Raw genomic sequence first — 15579 nt, forward strand, 5'->3', positions numbered from 1 at the left:
CTCCCATGGTCAGGTACCTCCTGCGGAGGCTGGTGTTCCTGCTGGTTTCCCTCGTCCTCGCGAGCATCGTGCTGTTCGTGCTGCTCCGCATGCTGCCGGGCGACCCGGCGAACGCGCTCACCTCGGTGGGCGCCTCGCCGGAGCAGATCGCCGCGGCCCGGCACGCGATCGGCTCCGACAAGCCGCTGCCCGAGCAGTTCACGCACTGGATCGGCCAGTTGGCGAGCGGTGACCTCGGGACGTCCTTCGTGTCGTCCCTGCCGGTCGGCCCCGAGGTCTCGCAGCGCCTGAACGTGACGCTGCCGCTGACCCTGTCCGCCTTCGTGCTCGCGGTCCTCGTCGCCGTGCCCGCCGGGTTCGTGGCCGCGTACAAGAAGCACACCTGGTACGGGGCGCTGCTCAGCGGTGTCTCCCAACTGGGCATCGCCGTACCGGTGTTCTGGCTCGGCATGATCCTCATCGCGGTCTTCGCGCTCAACGCCGGCTGGCTGCCCTCGGGCGGCTTCCCGCAGGACGGCTGGGACGCACCGGCCGACGCGATCCGCTCCCTCGTCCTGCCGGTGCTGACGGTGGCCCTGGTGATGTCGGCGTCCCTGATCCGCTACGTGCGGTCGGCCACGCTCGACGTCCTGGACAGCGAGTACCTGCGCACGGCGCGGGCGCTGGGATCGTCGTTCGGCCGGGCCATGTGGCGGCACGGGCTGCGCAACGCGTCCGTGCCGGTGATCTCCGTCCTCGGCATCGAACTCGCCTCCACCCTGCTCGGAGCCGTCGTCGTCGAGTCCGTGTACGCGCTGCCCGGACTCGGCTCGATGCTCGCCACCGGGATCGCCCAGCACGACTACCCGGTCATCCAGGGCGTGCTGTTCGTCTCGACGTTCGGCGTCCTCGTCATCGGGTTCGTCGCCGACCTCGTCCAGCGGCTCGTGGACCCGCGGCTGCGCGGACGGCTCTCCGGAGGCGCCCGATGAAGCGACGCCGTACCTCACTGACCTTGTGGACCGGCGGAGTCCTCGCGGGCATCGTCGTGCTCCTCGCGCTCGTCTCCCTGTTCTGGCTGCCCTACGACAGCGACGACACCTCCGGCGGCCGGCTCGCAGGACCGGGCGACGGACACCTCCTCGGCACCGACAAGCTGGGGCGCGACCTGTTCACCCAGCTCATGACGGGCTCCCGGATCGCCCTGGAGGCCGGTCTCGGATCGGTCGCCGTGGCCGCGCTGCTCGGCGTGACCCTGGGCGTCCTCGCCGCCTTCGCGCAGGGCTGGTTCGACGACACGCTCTCCGCGCTCCTCGACATCCTCATCGCGTTCCCGACGCTGCTGCTCGCCATGCTGATCGTCGCCGCCCGCTCGGCGACCCTCGGCTCCGCGATCCTCGCGATCGGGCTCGCCCAGAGCGCGGTCGTCGCCCGGCTGACCCGCATCCTCGTCAAGCGGGTGCTCGCGCAGGACTACATCACGGCGTCCCGCACCTCGGGCACCTCCTGGCCGCGGATCGTCGGCGGCCATGTCCTGCCCAACATCTGGCCCACACTCGGCGTGAACCTGGCGCTCCAGTTCGGACTCGCCGTCCTCGCCGAGGCCGGGCTCTCGTACCTGGGCCTGGGCGCGCCCCCGCCCAACGCCTCATGGGGCCGCATGCTCCAGGAGGCCCAGGCCACCTTCACGACGGCACCCGCCGGAGCGCTGGCCCCCGGCATCCTGCTCGTCCTGCTGGTGATCGGCGTCAACCTCATCGCGGACGGACTGCGCGACGTCCTCGACCCGACGGCCCGGAAGGGAAGGGCGGCGGCATGAGCGAACCCCTGCTCTCGGTGCGCGACCTGACCGTCCGCACCGGCGACCGCGTCCTCGTCTCGGGGCTCGACCTCGACGTCGCGCGCGGCGAACGGCTCGGCCTGATCGGCGAGTCCGGCTCCGGCAAGTCCCTGACCACCCTGGCCGTCCTCGGCCTGCTGCCCGCCGGCATGACCGTGACCGGCAGCGTCGAACTCGACGGCACCCAGATCGTCGGGGCCCCCGAGAAGACCCTCGTCGGGATCCGCGGCCGGAGCGCGGCCGTCGTCTTCCAGGAGCCGCTGACCGCCCTGGACCCGCTCATGCGCGTGGGCCGGCAGATCGCCGAACCCCTGCGCAGGCGGCGGCAGTTGAAGGGCGCGGCGCTCAAGGCCGCCGTACTGGAACTGCTCGAACAGGTCCGGCTGCCCGACCCCGGGCGCATCGCCCGCGCCTTCCCGCACGAGATCTCCGGAGGCCAGCGCCAGCGCGTCGCCCTCGCCACGGCCCTCGCCTGCGACCCGGCGCTGCTCATCGCCGACGAACCGACGACGGCGCTCGACGTCACCGTCCAGGCCGAGATGCTGGCCCTCATCGAGGAACTCGTGCGCGCCCGCGGCATGGCCGTGCTGTTCGTCAGCCACGACCTGGCCGTCGTCTCGGCGGTCACCGACCGGGTCCTCGTCATGAAGGACGGGCGCGCCGTCGAGACCGGCGCCGTCACCGACGTCGTACGGGCCCCGCGCGAGGCGTACACCAAGGCGCTGGTGGACAGCGCACGGCAGCTGGAAGCGGCGCTCGACCTGGAAGGCACACGATGACGGCCCCTGTCCTGGAACTGGACTCCGTGTCCTACGCGTACCGGGGGAGCGCGGCGCCCGTCGTCACCGACGTGTCGGTGGCCGTCGAGCCCGGGCAGAGCCTGGCGCTGGTCGGCGAGTCCGGCGCCGGCAAGACGACCCTGCTGCGCATGCTGCTCGGCCTGGCCGCGCCCACGTCGGGCACCGTGCGCTTCGACGGCGACGCGCTGCGCCTGCGCGACCGTACCCGGATGAAGGCGTTCCGGCGCAGCGTGCAGTGCGTCTTCCAGGACCCGTACGCCTCGCTCGACCCGCGCCAGCGGGTCCGCCGCATCGTCGGCGAGCCCCTGCGCTCGCTGGGCGTCGCGTCCGGGGAGGCGGCCGAGCGGCGGGTCGCGCAGGCCCTGGAGCGGGTCGGGCTGCCGGCCGACGCCGCCGAGCGCTACCCGCACGAGTTCTCCGGCGGGCAGCGGCAGCGGATCGCCATCGCGCGCGCCACCGTCTGCGACCCACGGGTGCTGCTCGCCGACGAACCGGTGTCCGCGCTCGACGTCACCACCCGGGTCAAGGTCGTCGACCTGCTCGCGGAGCTGAAGGAGACCGCCGGTCTGACGGTGGTGATGGTCTCCCACGACCTGTCCGTCGTGGCCGCCCTGTGCGAACGCACCGCCGTACTGGAGCGCGGGCGGGTCGTCGAGGCGGGCGCCACCTCCGAGGTGCTCGGGGCGCCCGTCCACGCGTACACGCGGCGCCTGCTGTCGAGTGTGCCGAGGCTGCCGGCGCGGCCCTGACCCCGCCGGGCCCCGGCCGCGTCGAGCCCGCAGAACCCGTACAGAAGGGTGCCCGCCCCGGGGTACCCTCCCGGCATGCCGTACCGGAACCGGATGGACGACAACGCCGTCACCATCGGCCCCCTCGACCTGCGCAGCCGCGTCGACGAGGCCCTTGCCGTTCAGGCCCACGCCTTCGGCCTCAGCGACGACGAGATCGCGGTGCGCCGCCAGATCGTCCTGCGGCACATCACGTACCCGGGCGCCCGCGCCCTCGGCGCCACCACCGAGACCGGCCGCCTCGTCGGCTTCGTCTACGGCATGCCGAACGACCGCACCCACTGGTGGTCCACGGTCGTCGAGCCGTACCTGCGCTCCCGGGGCACCGACCACTGGCTCGACGACTCCTTCGTCATCACGGAGCTGCACGTCCACCCCGGCCACCAGAACCGCGGCATCGGCCGCACCCTGATCACGACGATCACCGACACCGCGTACCAGCCCCGCTCGATCCTCTCCGCGATCGACCATGAGAGCCCCGCACGCGGCCTGTACCGCTCCCTCGGCTACACGGACCTCGCCCAGCAGGTGCTGTTCCCCAGCGCCCCGAAGCCGTACGCCGTCATGGGCGCCCCGCTCCCGCTGCTGCGTCACCGCCCCTGACCGACAACCGATTTCCGGCCGCCGGGGCCGCACGGCTAACCTCCTGGGACCACCCTTTTCCAGCAGGAGTCAAGAATCATGGCCAAGGCCCAGGTCCAGCGCATGTCCCGGTTGATGGTGAAGACCCTGCGCGACGACCCGGCGGACGCCGAGGTGCTGAGCCACAAGCTCCTCGTGCGCGCCGGGTACGTGCGTCGCACCGCCGCCGGAATCTGGTCCTGGCTGCCGCTCGGCAAGAAGGTCCTCGCCAACGTCGAGCGCGTGGTCCGCGAGGAGATGGACGCCATCGGCGCCCAGGAGGTCACCCTCCCCGCCCTGCTGCCCAAGGAGCCCTACGAGGCGACCGGCCGCTGGACCGAGTACGGCGCCGAGCTGTTCCGCCTGAACGACCGCAAGGGCGGCGACTACCTCCTCGGCCCGACCCACGAGGAGATCTTCACCCTCCTGGTCAAGGACCAGTGCACGTCCTACAAGGACCTGCCCGTGATCCTCTACCAGATCCAGTCGAAGTACCGCGACGAGGCCCGCCCCCGCGCCGGCATCCTGCGCGGCCGCGAGTTCCTGATGAAGGACTCGTACTCCTTCGACCTGGAGGACGAGGGCCTCGCCCACTCCTACGCGCTGCACCGCGCCGCGTACCAGAAGATCTTCCAGCGCCTCGGCCTCGACCACCGCATCTGCGCCGCCACCGCGGGCGCCATGGGCGGCTCGAAGTCCGAGGAGTTCCTGGCCCCGGCCGCGGCCGGCGAGGACACCTTCGCCGACTGCCCGAACTGCGACTACGCGGCCAACACCGAGGCCGTCTCCTTCGCGCTCAAGCCGGTCGACGCCACCGGCGCCGCGGCCCTCGAAGAGATCCCCACGCCCGACACCCCCACCATCGAGACGCTCGCCGCGCACCTGAACGTCCAGGCGTCCGAGACCCTGAAGAACCTCCTCGTGAAGGTCGACGGCGAGATCGTCGCCGTCGGCGTCCCCGGCGACCGCGAGGTCGACCTGGACAAGGTCGAGGCGCACTTCGCCCCGGCCGCCGTCGAGCTGGTCACCGCCGAGGACTTCGAGGGCCGCGACGACCTGGTCCGCGGCTACGTCGGCCCGCAGGGCCTGGAGAAGGTCCAGTACATCGCCGACCCGCGCGTCGCCCCCGGCACCGCCTGGATCACCGGCGCCAACAAGACCGGCGTGCACGCGAAGAACGTCGTCGCGGGCCGTGACTTCGAGGTCGACGAGTACGTCGACGTCGTCGTGGTCCAGGAGGGCGACCCCTGCCCCGCCTGCGGTACGGGCCTGAAGCTGGACCGCGCCATCGAGATCGGCCACATCTTCCAGCTCGGCCGCAAGTACGCCGACGCCTTCCAGCTCGACGTGCTCGGCCAGAACGGCAAGCCGGTCCGCGTGACCATGGGCTCGTACGGCATCGGCGTCTCCCGCGCCGTCGCCGCCCTCGCCGAGCAGCACGCCGACGACAAGGGCCTCGTCTGGCCCGAGGAGATCGCCCCCGCCGACGTGCACGTGGTCGCCGCCGGAAAGGCGCTCCAGACCGAGCTGGCCCTGGAGGTCTCGGACCTGCTCGCCGAGGCCGGCGTCCGCGTCCTGGTCGACGACCGCCCGGGCATCTCGCCCGGCGTGAAGTTCACCGACTCCGAGCTGATCGGCGTCCCGAAGATCCTGGTCGCGGGCCGCCGCAGCGGTGACCGCGTCCTGGAGCTGAAGGACCGCCGCACCGGCGAGCGCGAGGAACTCACGGTCGAGGAGGCCGTGGCCCGCCTCACCGGCACCGTGTAGGGCCCGTCTGCCAGGCGCGGCTCTCGTCGTGGCTGGTCGCGCAGTTCCCCGCGCCCCTGAAGCGAGCTTCGCTCGCCCAGGGGCGCGGGTCTTCCTCCACTATCGTGACGCCATGCCCGAACTCCAGCGCCTGACCCCGGACCACGCGGCAGCGGTCCTCGTCTTCGAGCGCGAGAACCGTGAGTTCTTCGCCGCGAGCGTTCCCGACCGCGGCGACGCGTACTTCGACCACTTCGCGGAGCGCCACGCGGACCTGCTCGCCGAACAGGCCACGGGCACCGTCCACATGCACGTCCTGGTGGGCGACGACGGCGAGATCCTCGGCCGCTTCAACCTCTACGACCCGGCCGACGGCAGCGCCGAACTCGGCTTCCGGGTCGCCGAGAAGGCGACCGGGCGGGGCCTGGCCACCGCCGCGGTCCACCGCCTCTTCGAGGTGGCCGTCACCGACTACGGCCTGGACCGGCTCACCGCCGCCGCGGCCCGGACCAACCACGCCTCCCGCACGGTCCTCACCCGCACCGGCTTCCGCCCGGTCGGCGAGCGCCTCCTGAAGACGGGCGGCCCCGGCATCACGTACGTACGCGACCTGACCGCCTGAACTCTCAGAGCCAGCCCGCGAATTCGAGCAGGTTCTCGGCGTCCCGCTCGCGCCCCACGCGCAGCGCCCGCACCCCGGACTCCACCGCCCGGAACAGCGTCCAGCCGCGCAGCCGCTCCTGCTCCACGTCCAGCGACTCGGCGAGCTTCTTCACCCGGCGCCGGGTGATCGCCGGCCCCGACGGCGAGCCGATCAGGTCCTCCACCCGGTCGCGCACCAGCCGCGCCAGATCGAAGGCGCACTCGCCGACCACCGGGTCGGGGCCGACCGCCAGCCACGGCGTGCGCTCCCCGGACAGCACCTTGGACTGCCGGAACGTGCCGTGCAGCAGCCGCAGTTCGGGCGGCGCGGCCATCAGCTCGTCCCGCGCCTCCAGCGCCGCGTCCACCAGCGGCGCCACCTCGGGGAAGGCGTCCACGCTCGCGCGCATCGCCGTCGCCTGCCGGCCCGTGCGCTCGGGCACCGTCTCGCAGTTGCGCCCGGCCGGCGGGTCCACCCACAGCCGCCGCAGCGTGCCCGCCGCCTCCAGGAGCGCCTTCGCCTCCGGCAGCGTCCGCACCGAGACCTCCGGGTGCAGCCGCTCAAGCAGCAGCGCGCCGTCGTTCACCCCGGCATCGAGCAGCCGCACCGCGCCGAACCCGTTCCAGTGCGTCAGGGCCGCCCGCTCCGCCTCCGGCCGGAACCGCTCCGGCGCCAGCTTCAGGATCGCGGGCGCGCCGTCCCGGTCACGCACCTGGGCGACCAGACTGCTGCGCCCGCCGGGCACGTGCACCCGCTCCACGGTCACCGCGCGGCGGGCCGCCGCCTCGTCGAGCAGCGCGCCCAGATCGGCGAGCCACGCGGACGCCCCGTCGTCGCGCACCTCGCCGAGCGCGTTCACCAGCCGCTGCGGCGGTTCGAAAGCCATACGCGCGTGATTCCCTTCCGAAGACTCCTCAGGTGCCGGGCGTCGCCGTGGAACCGGAGGCGGACGCCGAAGGCGCCGCGGCCCGTTCGGTGAGCCCAGGGAAGGCTACGCTGCTGCCGCGCCAGCGCACCGCACGGACCGCCGCCTCCCGCAGTGCGTCGGCCGCCGCCCGCCGCCGCTCGCCGCTCGCGGCCCGGACGAGATCCGAGTAGACCCCGGCGACCTTGTCCTCGATGTCGGCCGCGAGCCGGGCCGCCGCGGCCGAGTCCGGCACCGGGAAGGGCAGCGCGTACGCGCCCGCCGACTCCTCGGGGGTGCCGCCCAGCTCGCCCACCGTGCGGCGCAGCTCGTCGCGCCGGGCGCGATGGGCGTCGTACGCGGACTTGGCCTCGTCGCCGCGGCCCGACCGGATCCGGCCGCCCACCACGCCGTACCCGTACACGGCCGCGTGCTCGGCACGCAGCGCCGCCTGCACGGCGGCCAGCAGATCCTGATCGGTCATCGCGACCCTCACCCCTCACCCAGCAGATACGCGTGCCCGGCACCGGCCGCCGCCACCGACGCGAGCAGCCGCGCCAGCTCCGCCGGGGTGTCCGGTTCGGCCAGGGCCTTCATCCGGCGGTCGGTCAGCTCCCGCTCGGCCGCCGCCAGCGCCCTCAGCACGTCCTTCTCGGCGACCGGCGGCGTCGAGGCGCTGCTCGCCGCGCTCGGCCGGGCGGCCCCGCCGAACGCCTTCACGTGCCGGGCGACCTCGTCCCGCAGCGGGTTCAGCCGGGCGGCCAGCGACGGCTGCGCCGCGAGCGCCCGGTCGTACTGGCCGAGCAGGTCGGCGCTCTCCCGGGCCGCCTTCGCCCGCAGCCGCTTCTCCCGGGAGACGGCGGGCGCCCCCTCGGCGCCACCGCCGTCACCGCCGCCGTCCGAGCACCCGGTGAGCAGCGCGGCGCCGGCCAGCGAGACCAGCAGACTCCTACGAGTGGTGAGCGGCACGGCGGACGTCCTTGGGGCAGGAGCGGGCGGGAAACGGGGAGTGACCGGTGATCACCGTACAGTCGGCCCCCGTCCGGTGGACGGCAACACCCCCCTGGACCGGATACCCTTTGACCTGACGCGCAGGGAATGTCAGCAACCACAACAGCACACGCGGCCGAGGAGTCACCCGGATGAGCACGACCCAGAACGAGAGGCTGCGGGAACTACTGGAACCGCTTGTCGGCTCGCAGGGACTCGACCTGGAAGAGGTCGAGGTGGCCTCGGTCGGACGCAAGCGTGTGCTGCGTGTCGTCGTCGACTCGGACGAGGGCGCCGACCTGGACGCGATCGCCGATGTGAGCCGCGCGCTCTCGGCGAAGCTCGACGAGACGGACGCCATGGGCGACGGCGAGTACGAGCTGGAGGTCGGGACGCCGGGCGCCGAGCGCCCGCTGACCGAGCACCGCCACTACGTCCGCGCCACGGACCGCCTCGTGAAGTTCACGCTGAACGACGGCGCCGAGCTGGTCGCACGCATTCTCACGGTCGACGACGAAGGTCTCGACCTGGAAGTACCGGGTGTGAAGGGCCGCAAGCCCACCTCCCGACGGCTCGACCTCGCCGATATCGCCAAGGCGCGCGTGCAGGTCGAGTTCAACCGCAAGAACAAGAACGACGTAGACGACGTAAACGACGTAACTGAAGAGGAGGCGTAGCCGTGGACATCGACATGAGTGCCCTGCGGGGTCTGGTCCGGGAGAAGGAGATCTCCTTCGATCTGCTGGTCGAGGCGATCGAGTCGGCCCTCCTCATCGCCTACCACCGCACCGACGGCAGCTTCCGCCGGGCGCGCGTGAAGCTGGACCGCGAGAGCGGCCACGTGACGGTGTGGGCGACGGAGGACCCGGCGGACCTCGAAGAGGGCCAGGAGGCCAAGGAGTTCGACGACACTCCCTCCGACTTCGGCCGGATCGCCGCCACCACCGCCAAGCAGGTCATCCTGCAGCGGCTGCGCGACGCCGAGGACGACGCGACGCTCGGCGAGTACGCCGGCCGCGAGGGCGACATCGTCATGGGCCAGGTCCAGCAGGGCCGCGACCCGAAGAACGTGCTGGTCGACATCGGCAAGCTGGAAGCGATCCTGCCGGTGCAGGAGCAGGTGCCGGGCGAGGAGTACCCGCACGGGCTGCGGCTGCGCTCCTACGTCGTCCGCGTCGCCAAGGGTGTGCGCGGTCCGTCGGTGACGCTGTCGCGCACGCACCCGAACCTCGTGAAGAAGCTCTTCGCGCTGGAGGTCCCGGAGATCGCCGACGGCTCGGTGGAGATCACCGCCATCGCCCGCGAGGCCGGCCACCGCTCGAAGATCGCCGTGCGCTCGACGCGGAGCGGACTCAACGCCAAGGGCGCGTGCATCGGTCCCATGGGCGGGCGCGTGCGCAACGTGATGGGCGAGCTGAACGGCGAGAAGATCGACATCGTCGACTGGTCGGACGACCCGGCGGAGATGGTGGCCAACGCCCTGTCCCCGGCGCGCGTCTCGAAGGTCGAGATCGTCGACATGGGCGCCCGCTCGGCCCGGGTCACGGTGCCGGACTACCAGCTGTCGCTGGCCATCGGCAAGGAGGGGCAGAACGCCCGCCTGGCCGCCCGGCTGACCGGCTGGCGGATCGACATCCGTCCGGACACCGAGCAGCCCGGATCCGACGCCGGGGAATAATTCCGGGCGCTGCGCGCTTGGATCACGACAGAATGTGACGTAGACGGCCGTTCGATTCTTCCCCCAAAGGGGTGAGGTCGCTGCGGGGAGGTAGACTTAACCGTGTCTGGCCGGACGCAAGCCCGCGCCTGCCCTGAGCGAACCTGCGTGGGATGCCGGGAGCGAGCGGCCAAGAGCGATCTGCTGCGGATCGTGATCGTCGAGGGTGAATGTGTCCCCGATGATCGCGGTACGCTGCCCGGCCGGGGTGCCTATGTGCATCCCGCCGACATCTGTCTCGACCAGGCGGTCCGCCGCCGGGCGTTCCAGCGGGCGTTCAAGTCCCCTGGTCCGTTCGACACAGCGGCCCTTCGCCGCCGCGTCGAGCAGGCAACACCGTAAGAAGCGCCGTACGGAACCCCCGTGCGGCCCTGGTACCCCGCGAGTTGGAAGTAGGTCGAGATTGCGATGAGCACTCGATGAGCACGCGATGAGTACGCCCATGAAGTAGCGACGGTCCGGCGTAACCCGGACCTAAAAGGAGCGAAGTGGCTAAGGTCCGGGTATACGAACTCGCCAAGGAGTTCGGCGTGGAGAGCAAGGTCGTCATGGCCAAGCTCCAAGAACTCGGTGAATTCGTACGTTCGGCGTCCTCGACGATCGAGGCGCCGGTTGTACGCAAGTTGACTGATGCCCTGAATCAGGGCAATGGCGGCAAGCCCGCCGCGAAGAAGGCCGCGCCCGCCAAGCCGGCGGCGCCGCGTCCCACCCCTTCCCCCGCGCAGGCCTCCAAGCCTGCCGCTCCGCGTCCGGGCCCGGCTGCGCCGAAGCCCGCCGCCGCGGAGAAGCCCGCTGCCGCGACCCCCGCCCCCGCGGCGCCGGGCCCGCGGCCGACCCCGGGTCCGAAGCCGGCTCCCAAGCCCGCTTCCCCGGCCCCGGCAGCGCCCGAGTTCACGGCGCCGCCCGCCGCCCCGGCCGCTTCGTCGGCCCCGGCGCCGGCCGGCCCGCGTCCCGGTGCCCAGGGTGCCCGTCCCGGCGCCCCGAAGCCCGGTGGCCGTCCGGCCCCCGGCCAGGAGCGCACCGACCGCGGTGACCGCGGCCAGGGCCAGCGCGGTGACCGTCAGGGTGCTCCGCGCCCCGGCGGCCAGGGCGCGCGTCCCGGTGGTGCCCGTCCCGCGGGTCCCCGTCCGGGCAACAACCCCTTCACCTCTGGTGGCTCCACCGGCATGGCGCGCCCGCAGGCGCCCCGTCCGGGCGGCGCCCCGCGTCCCGGCGGCCAGGGTGCCCCGGGCGGCCCCCGCCCGCAGGGTGGCGGCCAGGGTGGTCCCCGTCCCCAGGGTCAGGGCGGCGCCCGTCCGACCCCGGGCGGCATGCCCCGTCCGCAGGGCGGCGCAGGCGCTCCCGGCCAGGGCGGTCCCCGTCCCGGCGGCGGCAACCGTCCGAACCCGGGCATGATGCCGCAGCGTCCCGCTGCCGGCCCGCGTCCCGGTGGTGGCCCCGGCGGTGGCCGTGGTCCCGGTGGCGGCGGTCGTCCCGGCGGTGGCGGCGGCGGTCGTCCCGGCTTCGCCGGTCGTCCCGGTGGCGGCGGCGGTGGCGGTTTCGCCGGTCGTCCCGGTGGTCCCGGTGGCGGTGGCGGCGGTTTCGCCGGTCGTCCCGGTGGCGGCGGTGGCCGTCCCGGCTTCGGCGGTCGTCCCGGTGGTCCGGGTGGCCGTGGTGGCACGCAGGGTGCGTTCGGCCGTCCCGGCGGGCCCGCCCGTCGTGGCCGCAAGTCGAAGCGGCAGAGGCGCCAGGAGTACGAGGCCATGCAGGCCCCGTCGGTCGGCGGCGTCATGCTGCCTCGCGGCAACGGCGCCACCGTGCGCCTGTCGCGCGGTGCGTCCCTCACCGACTTCGCCGAGAAGATCAACGCCAACCCGGCGTCGCTCGTCGGCGTGATGATGAACCTCGGCGAGATGGTCACTGCCACGCAGTCCGTCTCCGACGAGACGCTGAAGCTCCTCGCGGACGAGATGAACTTCGTCCTCGAGATCGTCAGCCCCGAGGAGGAGGACCGCGAGCTGCTCGAGTCCTTCGACATCGAGTTCGGCGAGGACGAGGGTGGCGAGGAACTCCTCGTCGCGCGTCCGCCGGTCGTGACCGTCATGGGTCACGTCGACCACGGTAAGACCCGACTGCTCGACACCATCCGCAAGACGAACGTCATCGCGGGTGAGGCCGGCGGCATCACGCAGCACATCGGTGCGTACCAGGTCACGACCGAGGTCAACGACGAAGACCGCAAGATCACCTTCATCGACACCCCGGGTCACGAGGCGTTCACCGCCATGCGTGCCCGTGGTGCGAAGTCGACCGACATCGCGATCCTCGTCGTCGCGGCCAACGACGGCGTCATGCCGCAGACGGTCGAGGCGCTGAACCACGCCAAGGCCGCCGAGGTCCCGATCGTCGTCGCGGTCAACAAGATCGACGTCGAGGGTGCCGACCCGACCAAGGTGCGCGGTCAGCTGACCGAGTACGGCCTGGTGGCCGAGGAGTACGGCGGCGACACCATGTTCGTCGACATCTCCGCCAAGCAGGGTCTGAACATCGACTCCCTGCTCGAGGCCGTGGTCCTGACCGCGGACGCCTCGCTCGACCTGCGGGCCAACCCGGAGCAGGACGCGCAGGGTATTGCGATCGAGTCGCACCTCGACAAGGGCCGCGGTGCCGTCTCGACGGTCCTGGTCCAGCGCGGCACGCTGCGCATCGGCGACACGATGGTGGTCGGCGACGCGTACGGCCGTGTCCGGGCGATGCTCGACGACAGTGGGAACAACGTCGAGGAAGCGGGTCCCTCGACCCCCGTCCTCGTGCTCGGTCTCACCAACGTCCCGGGTGCCGGCGACAACTTCCTGGTGGTCGACGAGGACCGTACGGCCCGTCAGATCGCCGAGAAGCGTGCCGCTCGCGAGCGCAACGCCAACTTCGCGCGCCGCGGCGTCCGGTTCTCCCTGGAGAACCTGGACGAGGCCCTCAAGGCCGGTCTGGTGCAGGAGCTCAACCTCATCATCAAGGGCGACGCGTCCGGTTCGGTGGAGGCTCTCGAGTCCTCGCTGCTCCAGCTCGACGTCGGTGAAGAGGTCGACATCCGTGTCCTGCACCGCGGTGTGGGTGCGGTCACCGAGTCCGACATCAACCTGGCGACCGGCTCCGACGCCATCGTCATCGGCTTCAACGTCCGGGCAGCCGGCCGTGCGCAGCAGATGGCGGAGCGCGAGGGTGTCGACGTCCGGTACTACTCGGTGATCTACCAGGCCATCGAGGAGATCGAGGCGGCCCTCAAGGGCATGCTCAAGCCGGAGTACGAGGAGGTCGAGCTCGGCACGGCGGAGATCCGCGAGGTCTTCAAGTCGTCCAAGCTGGGCAACATCGCCGGTGTGCTCGTCCGGTCCGGAGAGGTCAAGCGCAACACCAAGGCGCGCCTGCTGCGCGATGGCAAGGTCATCGCGGAGAACCTCAACATCTCCGGTCTGCGTCGCTTCAAGGACGACGTCACCGAGATCCGCGAAGGGTTCGAGGGCGGTATCAACCTCGGCAACTTCAACGACATCAAGGTCGACGACGTCATCGCGACGTACGAGATGCGCGAGAAGCCGCGCGTCTGACCTGAGCGTCACGTTTCGGGGCCGATCGGCGGGACTTATTTCCGTCGATCGGCCCCGGCCGTTGCGTGTACGGTTCCCGTATCGGTGTCCGGAACCGGCGCCTTTACGACCCCGAACCGGCGGGACATCCGGACCTATATGTACGTGGGGACTCTGTCCTTCGACCTGCTCCTCGGCGACGTCCACTCGCTGAAGGAAAAACGCTCCCTCGTCCGTCCGATCGTGGCCGAACTCCAGCGCAAGTACGGAGTGAGCGCGGCGGAGACGGGGAACCAGGACCTTCACCGCAGGGCCGAGATCGGCCTCGCGGTGGTCTCCGGGGACACGGGACATCTCACCGATGTACTGGACCGCTGCGAACGGCTCGTCGCCGGGCGGCCGGAGGTGGAACTGCTCTCGGTTCGACGCAGGCTCCACAGCGACGAAGACTGAAGCCTGAAGCAACAAGAAGTAAGCACTTAAAAGGAGACGGACCAGTGGCCGACAACGCGCGCGCCAAGAGGCTGGCGGACCTCATCCGAGAGGTGGTGGCCCAGAAGCTGCAGCGCGGGATCAAGGACCCGCGGCTCGGCACCCACGTCACCATCACGGACACCCGCGTCACCGGTGACCTGCGGGAGGCGACCGTCTTCTACACGGTGTACGGGGACGACGAGCAGCGGGCCGAGGTGGCCGCCGGTCTGGAGAGCGCCAAGGGCATCCTGCGCTCCGCGGTCGGTGCGGCGGCCGGCGTGAAGTTCACGCCGACCCTGACCTTCGTCGCGGACGCCCTGCCGGACAACGCCAAGACGATCGAGGACCTCCTCGACCGGGCGCGGTCCTCGGACGCCCAGGTGCGGGAGGCGTCCGCGGGCGCCTCGTTCGCCGGGGAGGCCGACCCGTACAAGAAGCCCGAGGACGCCGCCGACGACACCGACGCCGCCGACAAGGACGGCGACGCCTGAGCATGTCCGACCGCACCCCTCCGCCCGACGGCCTGGTCATCGTCGACAAGCCGTCGGGCTTCACCTCGCACGACGTGGTGGCCAAGATGCGCGGGATCGCCAAGACCCGCCGCGTCGGCCACGCGGGCACCCTCGACCCCATGGCGACGGGTGTCCTGGTGCTCGGCGTCGAGCGCGCCACCAAGCTCCTCGGCCATCTCGCGCTGACCGAGAAGGAGTACCTGGGCACCATCCGGCTCGGGCAGAACACCCTCACCGACGACGCGGAGGGCGAGATCACCTCGTCCACGGACGCCTCCGGGGTCCGGCGCGACGCGGTCGACGCGGGCATCGCCAAGCTGACCGGCGACATCATGCAGGTGCCGTCCAAGGTCAGCGCCATCAAGATCAACGGCGTACGTTCGTACAAGCGGGCGCGGGACGGCGAGGACTTCGAGATCCCGGCCCGGCCGGTGAAGATCTCCTCCTTCGCCGTGTACGACGTCCGGGACGCGGTCGCCGAGGACGGCACCCCGGTGCTCGACCTGGTCGTCTCCGTGGTCTGCTCGTCCGGTACGTACATCAGGGCTCTGGCCCGGGACCTGGGCGCCGACCTCGGCGTCGGCGGGCATCTGACCGCGCTGCGCCGCACCCGTGTCGGCCCGTACAAGCTGGACCGGGCCAAGACGCTCGACCAGTTGCAGGAGTCCTTCTCCGTGATGCCGGTGGCCGAGGCCGCCGCTGCCGCCTTCCCGCGCTGGGACGTCGACGCGCGGCGCGCCGGGCTGCTGCTGAACGGTGTGCGGCTCGACGTGCCCGGGGAGTACGCGGGGGCCGGGCCGGTCGGGGTCTTCGACCAGGACGGCCGGTTCGTGGCGCTCATCGAGGAGTCGAAGGGCAAGGCGAAGAGTCTCGCCGTCTTCGGCTGAGCCCGTGTCTGCGTGATGTCCCGCCGGTTTTTTTCGGTGGAGCGGCGGTTGCCAGGTCTGCTTGGTGGCCGCCGCTCCACGTTCCCCCTCTCCAAGGTGTATCCGCCCGGCCCGC

The 15579-nt window shown here is 71.9% G+C and carries 17 protein-coding genes; 14 read left to right on the forward strand and 3 right to left on the reverse strand.

All coding sequences use genetic code 11. The annotated features are described in order from the left end of the window. The first annotated feature begins 5 nt into the window (after positions 1 to 5). From K377_RS33140 to K377_RS33170, 7 genes are all read left to right on the forward strand, one after another. Positions 6 to 971, forward strand: coding sequence for an ABC transporter permease (locus K377_RS33140; protein WP_111667308.1), 966 nt, complete (start codon positions 6 to 8; stop codon positions 969 to 971). After that, a complete protein-coding gene (locus K377_RS33145) occupies positions 968 to 1798 on the forward strand; it encodes an ABC transporter permease (RefSeq protein ID WP_111667309.1) in 831 nt (276 codons plus the stop codon). Before K377_RS33140 ends, K377_RS33145 begins: the two co-directional genes overlap by 4 nt. After that, on the forward strand, positions 1795 to 2598 hold the full coding sequence (locus tag K377_RS33150; RefSeq protein WP_111667310.1) for an ABC transporter ATP-binding protein: 804 nt from the start codon (positions 1795 to 1797) through the stop codon (positions 2596 to 2598). The genes K377_RS33145 and K377_RS33150 overlap by 4 nt, the downstream gene beginning before the upstream one ends. Next, on the forward strand, positions 2595 to 3368 hold the full coding sequence (locus tag K377_RS33155) for an ABC transporter ATP-binding protein (RefSeq protein WP_111667311.1): 774 nt from the start codon (positions 2595 to 2597) through the stop codon (positions 3366 to 3368). The genes K377_RS33150 and K377_RS33155 overlap by 4 nt, the downstream gene beginning before the upstream one ends. A gap of 75 nt (positions 3369 to 3443) precedes the next feature. Beyond that, on the forward strand, positions 3444 to 4010 hold the full coding sequence (locus K377_RS33160) for a GNAT family N-acetyltransferase (protein ID WP_375605980.1): 567 nt from the start codon (positions 3444 to 3446) through the stop codon (positions 4008 to 4010). 78 nt (positions 4011 to 4088) lie between these two features. Continuing rightward, the gene (locus K377_RS33165; protein ID WP_111667313.1) at positions 4089 to 5795 is read left to right on the forward strand and encodes a proline--tRNA ligase; all 1707 of its coding nucleotides are present in this window, start codon (positions 4089 to 4091) and stop codon (positions 5793 to 5795) included. 112 nt (positions 5796 to 5907) lie between these two features. Beyond that, the gene (locus K377_RS33170) at positions 5908 to 6396 is read left to right on the forward strand and encodes a GNAT family N-acetyltransferase (RefSeq protein WP_111667314.1); all 489 of its coding nucleotides are present in this window, start codon (positions 5908 to 5910) and stop codon (positions 6394 to 6396) included. Between the two features lie 4 nt (positions 6397 to 6400). Here the strand turns inward: K377_RS33170 and K377_RS33175 are convergent, their stop codons facing one another. From K377_RS33175 to K377_RS33185, 3 genes are read right to left on the reverse strand one after another with little or no spacing between them, the layout of a single operon-like run. Continuing rightward, a complete protein-coding gene (locus K377_RS33175) occupies positions 6401 to 7303 on the reverse strand; it encodes an aminoglycoside phosphotransferase family protein (protein WP_111667315.1) in 903 nt (300 codons plus the stop codon). Positions 7304 to 7331: 28 nt separating this feature from the next. Further along, a complete protein-coding gene (locus K377_RS33180) occupies positions 7332 to 7805 on the reverse strand; it encodes a ferritin-like domain-containing protein (RefSeq protein WP_111667316.1) in 474 nt (157 codons plus the stop codon). A gap of 8 nt (positions 7806 to 7813) precedes the next feature. Beyond that, positions 7814 to 8290, reverse strand: a complete 477-nt coding sequence (locus tag K377_RS33185) for a hypothetical protein (protein WP_111667317.1) — start codon at positions 8288 to 8290, stop codon at positions 7814 to 7816. Positions 8291 to 8463: 173 nt separating this feature from the next. On the opposite strand from K377_RS33185, the gene rimP reads away from it, so the two are divergent. The 7 genes from rimP (at position 8464) to truB (ending at position 15464) form a co-directional block, all read left to right on the forward strand. Next, a complete protein-coding gene (gene rimP, locus K377_RS33190; protein WP_111667318.1) occupies positions 8464 to 8988 on the forward strand; it encodes a ribosome maturation factor RimP in 525 nt (174 codons plus the stop codon). 2 nt (positions 8989 to 8990) lie between these two features. Then, complete coding sequence (gene nusA / locus K377_RS33195) at positions 8991 to 9989, forward strand: transcription termination factor NusA (protein ID WP_111667319.1); 999 nt, start codon at positions 8991 to 8993, stop codon at positions 9987 to 9989. Positions 9990 to 10091: 102 nt separating this feature from the next. After that, positions 10092 to 10370, forward strand: a complete 279-nt coding sequence (locus K377_RS33200) for a YlxR family protein (protein ID WP_111667320.1) — start codon at positions 10092 to 10094, stop codon at positions 10368 to 10370. A gap of 146 nt (positions 10371 to 10516) precedes the next feature. Next, complete coding sequence (gene infB, locus K377_RS33205; protein WP_111667321.1) at positions 10517 to 13612, forward strand: translation initiation factor IF-2; 3096 nt, start codon at positions 10517 to 10519, stop codon at positions 13610 to 13612. Positions 13613 to 13750: 138 nt separating this feature from the next. Beyond that, a complete protein-coding gene (locus tag K377_RS33210) occupies positions 13751 to 14044 on the forward strand; it encodes a DUF503 domain-containing protein (RefSeq protein ID WP_111667322.1) in 294 nt (97 codons plus the stop codon). A gap of 44 nt (positions 14045 to 14088) precedes the next feature. Continuing rightward, the gene (gene rbfA / locus K377_RS33215; protein ID WP_111667323.1) at positions 14089 to 14556 is read left to right on the forward strand and encodes a 30S ribosome-binding factor RbfA; all 468 of its coding nucleotides are present in this window, start codon (positions 14089 to 14091) and stop codon (positions 14554 to 14556) included. A gap of 2 nt (positions 14557 to 14558) precedes the next feature. After that, the gene (gene truB / locus K377_RS33220; RefSeq protein ID WP_111667324.1) at positions 14559 to 15464 is read left to right on the forward strand and encodes a tRNA pseudouridine(55) synthase TruB; all 906 of its coding nucleotides are present in this window, start codon (positions 14559 to 14561) and stop codon (positions 15462 to 15464) included. The last annotated feature ends 115 nt before the right edge of the window (positions 15465 to 15579 follow it).

This window comes from Streptomyces sp. PsTaAH-137, from assembly GCF_003259365.1.
Taxonomy (GTDB): Bacteria; Actinomycetota; Actinomycetes; order Streptomycetales; family Streptomycetaceae; genus Streptomyces.

Coding starts and splice junctions, on each gene's coding strand:
- K377_RS33140 (WP_111667308.1), top strand. CDS start 6: ATGGTCAGGTACCTCCTGCGGAGGCTGGTGTTCCTGCTGGTTTCCCTC.
- rimP (WP_111667318.1), top strand. CDS start 8,464: ATGAGCACGACCCAGAACGAGAGGCTGCGGGAACTACTGGAACCGCTT.
- K377_RS33160 (WP_375605980.1), top strand. CDS start 3,444: ATGCCGTACCGGAACCGGATGGACGACAACGCCGTCACCATCGGCCCC.
- K377_RS33210 (WP_111667322.1), top strand. CDS start 13,751: ATGTACGTGGGGACTCTGTCCTTCGACCTGCTCCTCGGCGACGTCCAC.
- K377_RS33170 (WP_111667314.1), top strand. CDS start 5,908: ATGCCCGAACTCCAGCGCCTGACCCCGGACCACGCGGCAGCGGTCCTC.
- K377_RS33175 (WP_111667315.1), bottom strand. CDS start 7,303: ATGGCTTTCGAACCGCCGCAGCGGCTGGTGAACGCGCTCGGCGAGGTG.
- truB (WP_111667324.1), top strand. CDS start 14,559: ATGTCCGACCGCACCCCTCCGCCCGACGGCCTGGTCATCGTCGACAAG.
- K377_RS33145 (WP_111667309.1), top strand. CDS start 968: ATGAAGCGACGCCGTACCTCACTGACCTTGTGGACCGGCGGAGTCCTC.
- K377_RS33150 (WP_111667310.1), top strand. CDS start 1,795: ATGAGCGAACCCCTGCTCTCGGTGCGCGACCTGACCGTCCGCACCGGC.
- K377_RS33155 (WP_111667311.1), top strand. CDS start 2,595: ATGACGGCCCCTGTCCTGGAACTGGACTCCGTGTCCTACGCGTACCGG.
- K377_RS33180 (WP_111667316.1), bottom strand. CDS start 7,805: ATGACCGATCAGGATCTGCTGGCCGCCGTGCAGGCGGCGCTGCGTGCC.
- K377_RS33165 (WP_111667313.1), top strand. CDS start 4,089: ATGGCCAAGGCCCAGGTCCAGCGCATGTCCCGGTTGATGGTGAAGACC.